This is a genomic window from Kordiimonas aquimaris (assembly GCF_025574485.1).
In the GTDB taxonomy this organism is placed as follows: Bacteria; Pseudomonadota; Alphaproteobacteria; order Sphingomonadales; family Kordiimonadaceae; genus Kordiimonas; species Kordiimonas aquimaris.
In genome coordinates this window covers 925,039-940,149 of sequence record NZ_JAOBPO010000001.1, presented here as the reverse complement: position 1 = coordinate 940,149, position 15,111 = coordinate 925,039, and the positions used below count along the sequence as shown (strand labels likewise).

At 47.0% G+C, this 15,111-nt stretch carries 12 protein-coding genes; 8 read left to right on the top strand and 4 right to left on the bottom strand.

Annotation, left to right across the window (positions count from 1 at the left end):
- The first annotated feature begins 110 nt into the window (after positions 1 to 110).
- The gene (locus OEU88_RS04465) at positions 111 to 1,571 is read left to right on the top strand and encodes an SLC13 family permease (RefSeq protein ID WP_262693907.1); all 1,461 of its coding nucleotides are present in this window, start codon (positions 111 to 113) and stop codon (positions 1,569 to 1,571) included.
- Position 1,572: 1 nt separating this feature from the next.
- On the opposite strand, the gene OEU88_RS04460 is transcribed toward OEU88_RS04465, so the two are convergent.
- Positions 1,573 to 2,532 carry a hypothetical protein gene (locus OEU88_RS04460; RefSeq protein ID WP_262693906.1) on the bottom strand — a complete coding sequence of 320 codons (960 nt, stop codon included), beginning with the start codon at positions 2,530 to 2,532 and terminating at the stop codon, positions 1,573 to 1,575.
- A gap of 125 nt (positions 2,533 to 2,657) precedes the next feature.
- Between OEU88_RS04460 and dapF the strand changes: the two genes are divergently transcribed.
- The 5 genes from dapF to rimO all read left to right on the top strand — a co-directional run bounded on the left by dapF (position 2,658) and on the right by rimO (position 8,278).
- A complete protein-coding gene (gene dapF / locus OEU88_RS04455) occupies positions 2,658 to 3,479 on the top strand; it encodes a diaminopimelate epimerase (protein WP_262693905.1) in 822 nt (273 codons plus the stop codon).
- Positions 3,476 to 4,765, top strand: coding sequence for a tRNA (N(6)-L-threonylcarbamoyladenosine(37)-C(2))-methylthiotransferase MtaB (gene mtaB, locus OEU88_RS04450; protein ID WP_262693904.1), 1,290 nt, complete (start codon positions 3,476 to 3,478; stop codon positions 4,763 to 4,765). Before dapF ends, mtaB begins: the two co-directional genes overlap by 4 nt.
- Positions 4,766 to 4,785: 20 nt before the next feature.
- Positions 4,786 to 6,150, top strand: coding sequence for a signal recognition particle-docking protein FtsY (gene ftsY, locus OEU88_RS04445; RefSeq protein ID WP_262693903.1), 1,365 nt, complete (start codon positions 4,786 to 4,788; stop codon positions 6,148 to 6,150).
- Positions 6,151 to 6,231: 81 nt separating this feature from the next.
- A complete protein-coding gene (locus OEU88_RS04440) occupies positions 6,232 to 6,831 on the top strand; it encodes a hypothetical protein (RefSeq protein WP_262693902.1) in 600 nt (199 codons plus the stop codon).
- Between the two features lie 70 nt (positions 6,832 to 6,901).
- Positions 6,902 to 8,278, top strand: a complete 1,377-nt coding sequence (rimO, locus tag OEU88_RS04435; RefSeq protein WP_262693901.1) for a 30S ribosomal protein S12 methylthiotransferase RimO — start codon at positions 6,902 to 6,904, stop codon at positions 8,276 to 8,278.
- Between the two features lie 12 nt (positions 8,279 to 8,290).
- Here rimO and OEU88_RS04430 read toward each other — a convergent pair whose 3' ends face one another.
- A complete protein-coding gene (locus tag OEU88_RS04430) occupies positions 8,291 to 9,052 on the bottom strand; it encodes a substrate-binding periplasmic protein (RefSeq protein WP_262693900.1) in 762 nt (253 codons plus the stop codon).
- A gap of 210 nt (positions 9,053 to 9,262) precedes the next feature.
- Here OEU88_RS04430 and OEU88_RS04425 point away from each other — a divergent pair, with 210 nt between their 5' ends.
- Positions 9,263 to 11,635 (top strand): ATP-binding protein, encoded by a 2,373-nt coding sequence (locus tag OEU88_RS04425; protein ID WP_262693899.1) that lies wholly within the window; start codon positions 9,263 to 9,265, stop codon positions 11,633 to 11,635.
- 78 nt (positions 11,636 to 11,713) lie between these two features.
- A complete protein-coding gene (locus tag OEU88_RS04420; RefSeq protein ID WP_262693898.1) occupies positions 11,714 to 12,775 on the top strand; it encodes an SMP-30/gluconolactonase/LRE family protein in 1,062 nt (353 codons plus the stop codon).
- A 65-nt stretch (positions 12,776 to 12,840) separates the two neighbouring features.
- Here the strand turns inward: OEU88_RS04420 and OEU88_RS04415 are convergent, their stop codons facing one another.
- Both OEU88_RS04415 and OEU88_RS04410 read right to left on the bottom strand, forming a co-directional pair.
- Positions 12,841 to 13,473, bottom strand: a complete 633-nt coding sequence (locus OEU88_RS04415) for a glutathione S-transferase family protein (protein ID WP_262693897.1) — start codon at positions 13,471 to 13,473, stop codon at positions 12,841 to 12,843.
- A gap of 69 nt (positions 13,474 to 13,542) precedes the next feature.
- Positions 13,543 to 15,051, bottom strand: a complete 1,509-nt coding sequence (locus OEU88_RS04410) for a PQQ-dependent sugar dehydrogenase (protein WP_262693896.1) — start codon at positions 15,049 to 15,051, stop codon at positions 13,543 to 13,545.
- Between the last annotated feature and the right edge of the window lie 60 nt (positions 15,052 to 15,111).

The window sequence follows — 15,111 nt, the reverse complement described above, 5'->3', positions numbered from 1 at the left end:
ACCCTAGTTGTATAAATAAGTATCCACAAGGTATGTAAACACATATAGAGTATTAGTTTCATGCCTTCGAGCATAAAACTAATGGGCCAAAGCGTGGGGGATAACGTTTTATGGCAATGACGAATGCGGTGCCAACATCAACGCGCGCGAAGTATCAGGACGTTGGACTGCTGCTAGGGCCCATTGTTTTTTTAATTCTATTATTTCTGGATAAGCCCGCGGCATTAACCGTTGATGCATGGCATGTTGTTGCCATAACAAGCCTTATGGCTGTTTGGTGGGCAACCGAGGCACTGCCTGTTCCGGCGACAAGTCTGGTGCCACTTATCTTGCTGCCTATGATGGGGATTTCTTCAGCTGGCGAAGCCTCAAATCCTTATACAGACCCTGTCATTTTTCTACTTTTAGGTGGCTTCATTGCCGCAATGGCAATGCAAAGGTGGGGATTGCACCGCCGCATAGCTCTGAACATTCTATCTAAGGCAAATGGTCATCCCGCGTCATTAATTGGCGGGTTTATGGTTGCAAGTGCCGTACTTTCAATGTGGATATCCAACACTGCCACAACGCTTATGATGGTACCAATCGCCCTTAGTGTGGCGGAAACTGTTCTCGGTGAACGAGCGAGAGAACACCGCTTTACAATCGCATTATTGCTTGGTTGTGCATGGGCATCATCAATTGGAGGTCTGGGCACCATCATTGGGACACCCCCAAATGCATTTGTTGTCGCTTTTATGGAACAGGAAACGGGGCGTGCTATTAGTTTTCTCGACTGGATGCTGTTTGGCGTTCCTGTTGTGCTCGTTATGGTGCCTGCCGCGTGGGTTGTTCTGACAAAAATTGTTTTCCCTGTTAATGCTGAAGAAGCATCCGGCGGGGATGTTGTTGTCGCTGAAGAAATCCGCCAGCTTGCCCCAATCAGTGCAGCGGAAATACGCGTTTCGATTGTTTTTGCATGTATGGCAACCGCCTGGATTTCTGTCGAGGCATTAAAGAAGTTTGAGGCGTTTTCGGGCTTGAGTAACATGGTAGTGGCTGTTGCCGGCGCACTCGCAATGTTTTTGATACCAGCCAAAACACAAGACCGCGCACGCTTACTGGATTGGGAAACTGCCGTTAAATTGCCTTGGGGTGTGATTTTATTGTTTGGCGGGGGCCTTAGTCTTGCTGCTGCCATTAAAAAAACAGGCCTTGCGATATGGCTTGGTGAAAACATGGCTGGCATGGCTGGTGCACCACTTATTATTTTGATCTTTGCCATCGTGGCTCTTGTTATCTTCTTAACAGAATTAACAAGTAACACAGCTACCACAGCAGCACTTGTGCCTGTACTGGCCGCGGTTGCCGCGGTTGGAAATTTTGATCCAATTATGCTCGCGGCACCAACAGCAATGGCTGCAAGTTGTGCTTTTATGTTGCCTGTAGCCACAGCACCCAATGCTGTGATTTATTCAACAGGACATATTAATATACCAACAATGGCACGAGCTGGTCTGTGGCTGAATGTATTTGGTATGTTTCTGGTTACAGCGGTTTGTTATGCACTGCTCCCGCTCGTTTTCGGATAAGCTAACCCCATACGGCACTATTCGAAATGACCGATTCATGGTTTAGAAATTCATTATTTTGATCTTCAAGCACTGCAAGAAACGAGTTGCGGTCAGATGCTGAAAACCCAAGCTCAACAGGCTTCGAAATTTCACTTATCAACTGTGAACGCTGTTGGGGCGTTATCTGATCACCCAATTGCTCTACAAGTGCTGCACAATCTATGAGGGACGCTTGCTTCGCATCAAATACCTGACTTCCATCAATTCCCATGCGATTACACGCCAGTATAAAAGTTAATGCCTCCGGATCATGGCGTCGATTACCGCGCAACCTTTGAAATTCCATATCTTCAACATCAGATATTTCCAGAAACCGGGCGGCTTCTTTGGCCGCACTGTCGCCGTGCCACATTTCAAGTGCTGCAATTTTCACATTACAAACATCACGTAAGTTAATCAGCTGATCCAGAAACGGCACCCAAGATAATGATGATATATCAATTTGTGCGAGAAAGTCATTAAAGCCAAGCGTCAAACCTCGTGATACACGAAAAGCATATACAGACTCCAGATAATGATCTTGCCGCCTGACCACCAAGCGCGGGCAAACCGTCCACTCAGGTGCAAGCCGCTCGACCAGAAATGCAAAGCTACCAATTAAACGTGGAAAATAAGGATAAAAATCCGGACTTAATACACCGGGCATGGTGCCCATGATATTTTCTTCACTAACAACAATTGTGTGACTTGCAGACCTTTTTATATCGTCGGCCAAACGCCGAAGCTTATAGATCCACATCGGATTTAAGCGATTAAAGCGATGCAGTCTTCTGAAATCTAAAACGCCGCGCTCCATATCACTGCGCATAACAATGCTTATATTGTTTTCTTCGAATTTAGATCGCAGGCCATCAAGCATTGTCTGAATTGCAGTGGAGCCACATCGATGAGTTCCAATATGCAGAATTAGCTTTTTCAATGCACGCTCACTTTATGTTCAGACAGGCCTATTCTTATTAAAAAACATATTGGGAAGAACAAAAGCAATTGCCAATGTATCAAAAAGGATAGACTCGTCACTATCAGACCCCATATAAGCGCCTCATGACAACTGATACATACATATACCCGTTTGTTAAAATGCATGGCCTTGGCAATGATTTTGTTATCTTCGATGCACGCAAGCAATCGCTAGAGATGACAAAAGAGCACACGCGCCTTGTTGCCAACCGGCGGCACGGCGTTGGTTGCGACCAGTTGATTGTGATGCATAGCTCTGAAACAGCAGATATCCGAATGGAAATATGGAACGCAGACGGCACACAAGCAGGCGCTTGCGGTAATGCAACACGCTGTGTTGGCCAAATCTTGCTGCAGGAAACAAACAAAAAATCAGTAAGTATTGAGACAATTGCAGGCCTGCTAACTGCACAAGCAGATGATACTTTGATCTCTGTCAACATGGGGAAAGCAAATCTGGAGTGGCAATCCATTCCGCTTGCACAAGCCATGCCTACAGACACACTGGATTATCAAAAAGGTCCACTGTCTGCACCAGGCTGCGTTAACATGGGCAACCCACATGCTGTATTCTTTGTAGATGACGCTGAAGCCATTGACCTTGAACGTTGGGGCCCAGAAATTGAGACTGACCCATTATTTCCTGAGCGCGTTAATGTATCGATTGTAAGTGTATCTGACGGTGTACTGAGGCAACGCGTGTGGGAACGCGGCGCAGGTATTACAGAAGCATGTGGTTCAGGCGCTTGTGCTGCATTGGTCGCAGCATCACGGCGTGGCTTGGTGGGACGCAAGGCTACTGTCACTCTTGATGGCGGCGATCTTACAATCGAATGGCTCGATAATGGAACAGTGCAAATGACTGGCTCAGCCACTCACAGCTTTCACGGCGAGATAAGACTGTGACAGCCAAGCCAGAAATTGTTACTTTTGGCTGCCGGCTAAACGCATACGAATCCGAAGTAATGCGTCGCCACGCCGAAGATGCTGGCCTTGAAGATATTGTTATCGTTAACACATGCGCAGTGACCGCAGAAGCCACACGACAGGCAAGACAAAGTATTCGCCGCATGAAGCGCGACCGACCCAACACGCCCATTGTTGTCACAGGATGTGCTGCGCAAATTGACCCTGAGCAGTTTGCCAACATGGATGAAGTGACATCTGTGATTGGCAATCAAGAAAAACTGGACGCACGTTCTTTCAGTGGCCTCAATCTAACCCACGCCGAACGTGTTCAGGTCAATGATATTTTCTCCGTTAAAGAAACGGCAGGGCATCTTATTGACGGCTTCGGGGAACGCTCACGGGCATTTGTTCAAATTCAAAACGGATGCAACCACCGCTGTACGTTCTGCATTATCCCTTATGGCCGCGGCAACAGCCGCTCTGTAGCAATGGGCGAAGTGGTGAACCAAATCAAAAGTCTGGTCGATCAAGGCTACAATGAAGTGGTGTTAACCGGTGTTGACATCACAAGCTTCGGCGAAGACCTTCCCGGCAATCCAACGCTTGGTATGCTTGTACAGAAAATTCTGACACTTGTGCCTGACCTGCCGCGCCTGCGCATTTCGTCTATTGATAGTATTGAAGTAGACGAACCGCTTTATGATGCCATCATAGGTGATAAGCGGCTTATGCCTCACTTGCACCTCAGTTTGCAGGCAGGCGACAACATGGTGTTGAAACGCATGAAACGCCGCCATATGCGAGAGGATGCTATCGCGTTTTGTAACCGTGTCAGCAAAGCGCGACCTGACATGGTTTATGGTGCCGATATTATCGCTGGTTTCCCCACAGAAACCGATGCCATGTTTGAAAATAGCCTGAAGCTGGTCGAAGAATGTGACCTGACATGGCTGCATATCTTCCCTTACTCAGAACGCGAAGGAACACCTGCAGCAAGAATGCCGTCTGTTCCCAAAGCCATCCGCAAAGAGCGTGCAGCAGCTCTGCGTGCCGCTGGTGAAAATCAGGTACAAAAATTAATGCAGCGCGCAACCGGCAAAACAGCAAACGTGCTGATTGAACGTGCATCTGAAACCGGCATAATAACGGGCCACAGCGAACAGTTTATTCCTGTTGCAATTGACGCAGGCGCCGCAGCTTCTGATTTGGTAGGGCACATCGTTCCTGTTACCTTGAAAGCAGGCGACGGGCATGCCATGTCTGGTTCACTGAAAACACCCTAAAACAGGTAGAGATACAAACCGTGAGTGAGAAAAAAAGCTGGTTTCAACGCTTCAGAAGCAAAAAAGCCGACAAGACACCTGAGCAAATGCCTGTTGAAATAACAACGGATGTGACCGCTGATGTTGATACTCCTCACGTTGAAGAACCAGTTTCAACTCCTGAGATATCAGGAGAAAACACACCCGAACATCCGGTTGCCAAACAAATAGAAACACCAACCATACCTGAGCCTGAGCCTGAGCCTGAGCCTGAGCCTGAGCCTGAGCCTGAGCCTGAGCCTGAGCCTGAGCCTGAGCCTGAGCCTGAGCCTGAGCCTGAGCCTGAGCCTGAGCCTGAGCCTGAGCCTGAGCCTGAGCCTGAGCCTGAGCCTGAGCCTGAGCCTGAGCCTGAGCCTGAGCCTGAGCCTGAGCCTGAGCCTGAGCCTGAGCCTGCAAAGGCTACCTCGCCCACTGAAGATGGCAACAAGAAAAGTTGGTATCAGCGCTTAAAAGGCAGCCTCAAAAAGTCAACCGGCGCCATCTCGGGCGGCATTACCGGCATCTTCACCAAACGCAAACTTGATGATGATACACTTGAAGAACTGGAAGACCTTCTCATTACAGCAGACTTGGGCGTAAGCGTTGCCGGGCGTGTGGCAGCAGCACTTTCCAAAGATCGTTTCGACAAAGAAATCTCCGATGAAGAGGTCAAAACCATTTTGGCCAATGAGATTGAAACCATTCTTGCCCCAGTCGCCAAACCACTTGAAATCAATGCGGCCAACAAGCCGCATGTTATCCTGATGGCTGGTGTTAACGGTGCAGGTAAAACAACAACCATTGGCAAGCTTGGCAAAAAATTTAAGGATGAAGGCAAATCGGTTATGCTGGCAGCGGGTGATACGTTCCGCGCGGCAGCTGTTGAGCAGCTTCAAGTGTGGGGCGAACGTGTCGGTGTACCAGTTATAACCAAAGAGATTGGTTCTGACGCCGCCGCCCTTGCCTACGAAGCAATGGAACGTGCAACACAGGAAAATGTGGACGTATTGCTGATTGACACAGCCGGACGCCTTCAAAACCGTGAAGAGCTGATGGAAGAACTGGCCAAGGTTGTGCGTGTTATTGGTAAAAAGCTGGACGGCGCACCGCATGACACCATCATTGTGCTGGATGCCACAACAGGGCAAAATGCCGTGCACCAAGTTGAAGTCTTTCAGAAACTGGCAAACATCTCCGGCATTGTGATGACTAAATTGGATGGGTCAGCGCGCGGTGGTGTCCTTGTCGCCTGCGCGGATAAATTCGGTCTGCCCGTTCATGCTATCGGCATCGGCGAAGCCATCGAAGACCTGCAACCATTTGACGCTAAAGAGTTTGCAAATGCCCTCGTTGGGATTGATGACTAATGCATCTAACGACATGTTTACTGGTGAGTGTACATGCACACAGTTAGGGTGAAACTTCATCCCTGATTGAGGTCGCCGCACATGATACGTTTTTTCTTTTTATTATTGATTGTCTTCAGCGGCACACACCCCTCCTTTGCAGCAGCCCGTGATTTCGATATTCGCCTTGCGCACGACACGGCCCGCGAGCGCGCAGCAGCGGCACAGCTTAGGCGCTTACTTGACACATATAATGTGCGCCCTTTTACATTCACATATTCAGTCTACATAGATCAGGAGGATGCACCGCACAGCCATCCTATTCTCACCCTCAATGACTATTTCATCAACGATGATGCAAGCGCACTGTCTACGTTCATTCACGAACAGTTTCATTGGTTTGGTTTAGTACTTGAACCACAAATTAATGCGGCAATTCAAGACCTGAAACAGATGTATCCTGATATGCCAGAGAAAGGCCGTGGCGGCGGGCAAAATGCTCGTGAAACCTTCGTTCATCTCATTGTTGGATCACAGGAATACCAAGCAACCGCATCACTGCTTGGACCAAAAGAAGCTCGCCGCGTGATCGCCGGAAAAACATGGTATCGCTGGATTTATCGCGAAGTGCTGGAGAATGAAGTGCAGCTGCTTGAAGTTTTAAAAAAGCATAACCTGCATTTTGAAACTGATAACTCTTAAAACTTACCTTATATTCCACTGTTTATTTATTACTGGCGGGTACATGTTTTCCCCTGTATAACCCGCCGCCATGAGCACAGACACACATACAACACCGCCTAAAGCAGCCTCATCAAAGGTTGGTTTCGTATCACTTGGCTGCCCAAAAGCGCTGGTAGACAGTGAACGCATCCTGACCAAACTTCGTAGCGAAGGTTACGAGATTGCGGCAGAGTACGAAGGTTCTGATGTCGTTATCGTTAACACTTGTGGCTTTATTGACAGTGCCAAGCAAGAAAGTTTCGGCGCTATCAAGGAAGCGATGAACGAAAACGGCAAAGTCATCGTGACAGGCTGCCTGGGCGTGGATGAAGGCGCTGTACGCGAGGTGGCGCCTGACGTGTTGGCCGTTACGGGGCCGCAACAATACGAACAAGTCGTCAGCGAAGTTCATAAGGCAGCACCGCAACCACACGAACCTTACGTGCACCTGGTGCCACCCGCAGGCTTAAAGCTTACACCGCGCCACTATGCTTATGTGAAAATTTCTGAAGGCTGTAACCATCGCTGTAAATTCTGCATTATTCCTAGTTTGCGCGGCGATCTGGCTTCCCGTCCTGTTCGGGCTGTTTTGCGTGAGGCAGAAAAATTAGTGGAAACCGGCACATCAGAATTGATGATTATCAGCCAAGACACATCTGCTTATGGGTTGGACTTAAAACATCAGACAGAGACATGGAAAGAGCGCGACATACGCGCCCACATGACGGACCTTGCAGACGCACTGGGTGATCTCGGTGTATGGGTGCGGCTTCATTATGTTTATCCATATCCGCATGTGGATGATGTCATTCCCTTGATGGCAGAAGGAAAAATTCTGCCGTATCTGGACATTCCATTCCAGCATGCCAGCCCCAAAATATTGCGTGCCATGCGCAGGCCGGCCAACGAAGCAAAAGTGCTGGAACGCATTAAAAAATGGCGTACCATCTGCCCTGAAATTGTTATTCGCTCTACCTTTATTGTTGGGTTCCCCGGAGAGACCGAGGAAGATTTTCAATACTTGTTAGACTGGCTGGAAGAAGCACAATTGGACCGCGTTGGCTGCTTCAAATACGAAGCGGTTGAAGGTGCTGTAGCAAACGACTTGCCAGATCCGGTGCCTGAAGAAGTAAAACAGGACCGATGGAATCGTTTTATGGCCATTAGTCAAAAGATATCGTCTGACAAGCTTAAAAAACGTGTTGGCATGGAAATGGCTGTACTGATAGACAGCGTTGACGAAACTGGCGGCGCAATTGGCCGGACATATGCGGATGCACCTGAAATAGACGGTCAGGTTCATTTATCTGGAGCAGAAGGTTTATCCGCTGGTGATATGGTCATGGCTTATATTGAGGCCAGTGACAATTATGATCTGTTTGCAACAGTTGTTCATGAAGAAAATGATGATGAGTGGGACTGGTAGAAAACGCTAGCCTCATTCACTTTTTGTCAAATCAAGCAAACTATAGGCACCGCTGTCTAACAATGCGCCGTAGGCTGTGCGAATTTTGTTACGAACATCAGTCGACAGCTCTCGGCTACCGGCCAAATAAAACCCCGTCTCAACATCCAACTTCATTACAGGCTTGGTTAATGAAACATCATATCCTTCAAGCTTTCTCAGCTGATCGTTCACCACAAATTCACTAACGTAAAAATCTGCTCGCCTTGCAATCACCATTCGAAAATCGCCCGTGCTTTGTTTCAGGTTGGGTATAATTTTTTCTGTTGGCATACCTATCCACGCTAATAACTCGCAGGATATATCACTTACTATACAGCTACCCGTGTACGCACCTGCCCGCAATGCTTCTGATGTCATTTCACGGTTATCACCCGCACGCATGTAAACATGAAAGTTTGTAGGTGCAAAAGGCACCAACCAATGAAAGTCTTTCTCTCGCGAAGGCGTACGTGTGATTGTATAGATAAGCGCATTATCTTGTGTTTTTGACAGCTGCATCGCACGCGGCCACGGCACCATATGAATATCATACGTAATATTTGCAGCATCAAGAATTTGCTTAACCTTTGCCGTGGCTAAGCCATCAACTTCACCATTTTCATTCAAATAATTGAATGGTGGATAATGCTCCGTATAAACAACAACATCCTGCGCGAACACGCCTCTAAAAGCGCCGCACATTAGGGCAACAGATAGTAACATCCCGATTTTGATGTACCGAAACTTATTCACTTAAATTGATCATCCCAACTTGCGAATACAATTATTCACACCTTCACTTACCCTCAAAAGGTTAAGATATAGTAGATGCTGTAAAATAGACGAATTCAAGGCAACCAGCGTCGAACAAGCAACCAGTTCATTTTGATTGAAAAAGTTTGCCAATAACACGTAGCCAACCTACCTTACTGCGCAGCAAAGGTATTGGGGGCTTTAGCTATTATGATTTTGGCAAGTAAATTGCGCATGCATTTTGTGTTCGTGCTAATGCTACTCAGTGGCTTTTTGTTTGGTGCCCATGCAGCTAATGCAGAAAATACACCTTTAAATCTGTTGCCTTCCGCTTGCCATTTCGAAACAGATAGCATACCAAAATTTCCTTCTATGCTGGAACACCTGAGCGAAGCAGACTGTAAAAGCCGACCGCAACAATCACAGAAAGTCGTTTGGCTGTCGCTCGACGTAGACCAGATCAAACCCAAAGTTGATACAGACTATGAGCTTGCTATACTGAGGCATTGGACAGAACGCGCGATCATTCAATTCCATTACGCCGACGGCTATATGCTTGATTACGATGTCGGCGCCTATGATTTTGATACGTATTGGTCAGTTGGCAACTATGTCACGTTCCCTGCGCCAGCTAGAGCATCGCCCGTTCAACATATTCTAGTCGGCTTTGAAAATGCCTCGTCCATCAAATTGTTCCACGAAATAAGTTTTACAACGAGCCAAAATTGGCAAGTCCGTAAAACATCGGGCATTCTGCTGACGATGATAATCACCGGCATCTTACTCGCGATGTTGTTCTATAACGTCGCACTGGCAACGGTTTTACGCTTCAATTTCCACTTTCATTACTGCCTCGTGGTATTTGCTGCGCTCACATACAATATTGTCAATTATGGGTTTCTCTCATACTTGGCTCCGGGCTTGGTGAGTTACAGCGCTCAGATGAACATCACCATTCTCGCGCTCGGCTTGAACGGTCTCGCGGGTCTACTGTTTTTATGCAGTTTTCTGGAAGAAGGTATTTTAACAAGTCGGTGGAAGCAGGTCGCACGCACTCTTGGCTACAGCTTTTTGGGCTTGGCAATTGTATTCGTCAACATGCGCGGTCCATACACAGAAACATTAGAAACAGGGCTTCATGTTGTTTCTTTCGTTGGTGTTTTATTTGTTTTTGCAGCACTAGTACGTGCCATCAAAATGCACAGCCAAGCAGCAATATTTTATGCGGTGGGCTGGCTATTGCCGGTTATCGGTGTACTGGTTAGAAACATGCGAGAGTTTGGCGTGATCCAGCATTCTGACATGGTTGGATATTCAGTTTCAATTGGCATAGCTCTAGAAACCGTCATCTTTGCAGTCGGCATTGCTCACAGAATCAGTAAGATCAGAAATGAACGAGACATTGCCGAACTTGAGAGTGCAAAAGCAAAAGCCGCCAATCAAGCTAAAACCGACTTTGTCACGCACATGAGCCACGAAGTGCGTAACCCTATCAATGCAATCATTGTACTAAGCGACCTAATGTCATCAACCACCCTCGATAAAAATCAACGTCAATTTATGCATAACATACAAAAATCCAGCAGTGTTCTAATGGATTTGCTTGATGATACACTGGATTTTTCCAAGATCGAAGCGGGCAAGGTTTCAATTGAAAAAATCAACTTTGCTATCAAAGATGTTCTGGATAATGTTCGCGCTGTTATCAGCCCGAAAGCGGATGAAAAATCGATTGCCTTTGTTATTGAAGGCGAAAACGCATTACCTCAAATAATGGTAGGTGACCCGACACGTTTAAGCCAAATACTGATTAACTTATCAAGCAACGCTGTAAAATTTACGGCTGAAGGCTCTGTATCTGTTTCTTTGTCATACACATCCATCAATGATACATCCGGGAAACTGCGCTGCGAGGTTACGGATACAGGTATCGGCATGACTGAACAACAGATATCAAACCTTTTTCAGTCCTATAATCAGGCCGATGATACAGTCACCAGAAAATATGGCGGAACCGGCCTTGGCCTCGCTATATGCAAACAGCTTGTGGAGCTGATGGGCGGTGAAATTGGTGTGACGAGCATACCAAACCGAGGCAGCACTTTCTATTTTGAAATGCCATTTTCTGTGTCATTAGATAACGAACATATCAATACGGACACTGCAAATTGCAATACGACACTGTTAGGTGACATCCGGATACTTGTGGTTGACGACAACACAGTGAACCATCTGCTTGTCTCAAAGATTTTAGATCGTGCAAATGCCCAAAACGACCTTGCGTCAAGCGGTGAAGAAGCGATCAATATGGCAAATACTAATCAATACGACATCATTTTAATGGATGTAAATATGCCAGACATGAATGGTATGGAAGCAACACAAATCATCCGTTCACAACAAAAAAATAAACTTGTACCAATCATTGCCATGACAGGTAGTAATGACCTTGAAACCCAGCAAGCCTGCAGGGATGCAGGTATGGATGACCACCTCTCTAAACCCTTCAAACCAACGACAATACTGTCAGCAATTGAAAAATGGCTCCCCGAACAACATAGAAAAGAGCATCACAAACTATAAAATCTGCCGTTTGCTTCGCTAAAACCTCGTTGTTAAGGTACTATTTCATATTAGGGCATATATGGAAGGTTTGCGCACATGAAGAAATTGCTGATTGGTGGCGGTATCACCGCAGTTTTGTTTGGCGGCCTGCTACTTGAAACCATGCACAGTGCTGGCGTTTTTCGCACGATAGAGCCTCATTTTTCCGGTATGTGTACACGCGTGGAAGGTGTGATCGGCGCTGAAGACATAACCATCGACCACGCCACTGGTATTGCATATATTTCCGCTATGGACCGACGTTCGCTTGGCGCAACAGGAAAATACGATGGTGGTATTTATCGTTATATGCCCGGCTCGTTCAAGCGCCCCATAAAACTAGAAGCAGATACTAACGACACTTTTCATCCCCATGGCATCAGCTTATGGAAAAATCAAAGCGATAATGACCGCCTGTTCGTTGTGTCTCATCCACCAAGTGAAATAGACCCTAAAGTGGCAACAAGTCAGGTCGATGTTTTTGAAATCGACGGTGATCACTTGCGCCATATTCAAACAGTTGAACCTGATGAGCCAATTAGCCTAAACGATGTAACTGCCGCTGGACCAGACAGCTTTTACGCATCCATTGATCAAGGCAGTGTGACACCGCTGGGGCGTACGCTGGAAACATATGGCAGATTGGCTCGCGCTGGTATTATGCGCGGTGAAAACGGCAAAATGCGGCGCGTTTTAAGCGACCTTATTTACGCAAATGGTATACAAATCAGTGTCGATAAACACACACTTTACGTAGCAGAAACAACGGGCAAACGACTATCCGCATACAGCATTGAACCTCAAAACGGAGCACTTGACCTTCAGGTTGACCAACAGATCAATTCTGGCCTCGACAACATCGAAATAGATAGCGATGGCAATCTTTGGGTTGTTGGTCATCCAAAAACTTTTGATTTTCTCGGACACGCGGCCGACGCCACAAAACGATCCCCTTCCCAAGTTTTCATGGTCAATATCTCGAACAATGAGATAGAAACAAAAGAAATCTATTTGAACGATGGAAACCCCATATCAGGCGCAAGTGTTGCTGCGCCTGCTGGAGACAGGTTTCTTATAGGTTCAGTATTTGAACCTTTCATTCTTGATTGCAGCCTCTAAAAGGCAAGCACAAACTCAGTATTTAATTGCTGCAACAGCCTTGCAGCAATTAAGAGTGAATATCTCTAGCCTTTTGGACCGTGGATATATTCCCCGCCGCGCTCAATACCGCGCATATAAGCCGGACGCGCCTGCATGCGCTCGACATATGCAACCAAATTCGGGAAATGAACGAGTGCGCCGCTGGAATGCATCGCCTCTATCGGGAACAGCATTTGAATGTCTGCACCAGTAAGCTTACCACCTGCAAAAAATTCCTTACCCCCCAAACTATTGGCAACATAGCTGAAATGGTTTGCTATCTCACTTTGGATACGCGGCTGAAGCGGTGCTGCAGCATCCCCCAAACGGCTGGTGTATAGCCGCAGCAATAAGGGCAACATCAACGACCCTTCAGCATAATGGAGCCATTCAAGGTACGCATTGTAGTCAGCATCACTTTCTGTCAGTGAAAACTGGCCATTGCCGTATGTACGGGCTAGATACTCAACGATAGCGCCGGATTCAGCAATTTTCACATCGCCGTCTTCCAACACAGGTGACTTACCAAGCGGGTGTATTTCTTTTAAACTATCCGGCGCCAAGCTGGTTTCCTGGTCGCGCTGATAATGAACGATTTCATATTCACAACCCAGCTCTTCAAGAAACCACATCATACGCTGCGAACGGCTATTGTTTAGGTGGTGAATTTTAATCATAACATATCCTTTTTGTTGCTCTTAGGTGAACTAGAGCATTCCGTGAAGAGGCAAGGTGCATCCCCTTTTTTACTTGGGTATATTTCCGAAGGTGCTCAACAGATATACTGCAAGCGCGCGGCTTTCTTCTTCAGAAAACTCAAATGAAGGCATGGAACTTGGCGGCACTTTAAATAGTTGCTGTAAGGCAGGCACATCATAACGTACTGCGAGGCCCTTCAGCTCTTTAACTGCAACACCTTCAGCACTTGCCGATGCATCATGGCAACTGGCACAACCATAATCGCGAAATGTTTCACTGCCTGCCTCTGCAAGGAATTCAACATCGGCATCACTATAATCAGCTAGTGGGTCCACAACCTCTTTAGCCACAGCCTCAAAGCCCGGCACGACCATGTCACCCCAGCCAATTTTATAGATTGATCCTGAATAATCATCTGACACATAAATCGCACCATCTTTGCCTTGAATGATTTCAACGGGTCGACCAATCACATCTTCATCTAACTCAAAGCCTGTCAAAAAATCGCGTTGCTCCACCGCACCATCTTCTGCGAAATGAAGAGAAACAACTTTATAACCTGCAAGTGTGCTGCGATTCCATGAACCATGTAATGCAACAAGTGCTGCATTTTCATAACCTGAAGGCGCATTTTCCGGGTTTAGAAATCGTATGCCAAGCGGTGCACGATGCGCGCCAAAGCCGTGATACATAGGGCGAGAGGCAGCAACGCGGCTTTCATTACCTATACCGTAATCAGGGTCAATCTGACGGTCATCATACGCAAAGGGCCAGCCATAGTCTGCCCCCTCTTCAATTAGATTAAGCTCACAGTGCGGTGTATCATCACCGAGAAGGTCGCGCCCATTATCGGTTGCAAACAGGTTGCCTGTACCTGGCTGCCAATCAAACCCCACACTATTGCGAAGGCCTGTAGCGTATGTCTGCACGTCATTACCTTCAGGCGTCATGCGCAACATAGAGGCACGGTATGGTTCTTCCTCGATGCACACATTGCAGCTTGAACCAACAGTGATATATAACATCCCGTCAGGTCCGAAAGCGATTGTCCGCGTTGTGTGGTTCCCCCCAAGCGGCATACCCGTAAACACCGTTTCCTCTTGACCAACCAAGCGGGCAGCAGCGTCAAACGGAAAACGCACAACCCGATCCGTATCCGCCGCATACAAATACCCATCATGCAGTGCAATACCATGCGGGTGATTACGACCGGCAGATAAAACTGTTCGACCATCAGATGCGCCGTCACCATCTTCATTGCGGTGCAGTAGCACAATTTCATTGCCACGCATGCTGGCAGCAACAATATCGCCAGTTTCTGTTATCTGGAGTGAGCGTACATTATTAACATTCCCTGCAAAAAGACCGATACGAAAACCAAGTGGTAAGTTAAAGCGTGTACGCATGATTTCTGTTGTTGGTGTTTCCGCTTGTTTGCCTGTTATGAAGTCAAGGAGCGGACCATTAACCGCGAAATTCTTTGGCCAAAACACCCACAGCCCTGCGATAGCTATAACGAGTATAATTAACACTGATTTCGGAATTTTCTTCAACATGTTCGCTCCTTAATCATTAGTTATAGCCCAATCACACAGCTCATTTGTCACAAGAAACCG

Bases quoted from the DNA above. Each gene is read 5' to 3' on its own strand.
- OEU88_RS04425 (WP_262693899.1), top strand. From the start codon at position 9,263: ATGATTTTGGCAAGTAAATTGCGCATGCATTTTGTGTTCGTGCTAATG.
- OEU88_RS04465 (WP_262693907.1), top strand. From the start codon at position 111: ATGGCAATGACGAATGCGGTGCCAACATCAACGCGCGCGAAGTATCAG.
- rimO (WP_262693901.1), top strand. From the start codon at position 6,902: ATGAGCACAGACACACATACAACACCGCCTAAAGCAGCCTCATCAAAG.
- OEU88_RS04440 (WP_262693902.1), top strand. From the start codon at position 6,232: ATGATACGTTTTTTCTTTTTATTATTGATTGTCTTCAGCGGCACACAC.
- OEU88_RS04410 (WP_262693896.1), bottom strand. From the start codon at position 15,051: ATGTTGAAGAAAATTCCGAAATCAGTGTTAATTATACTCGTTATAGCT.
- OEU88_RS04420 (WP_262693898.1), top strand. From the start codon at position 11,714: ATGAAGAAATTGCTGATTGGTGGCGGTATCACCGCAGTTTTGTTTGGC.
- OEU88_RS04415 (WP_262693897.1), bottom strand. From the start codon at position 13,473: ATGATTAAAATTCACCACCTAAACAATAGCCGTTCGCAGCGTATGATG.
- dapF (WP_262693905.1), top strand. From the start codon at position 2,658: ATGACAACTGATACATACATATACCCGTTTGTTAAAATGCATGGCCTT.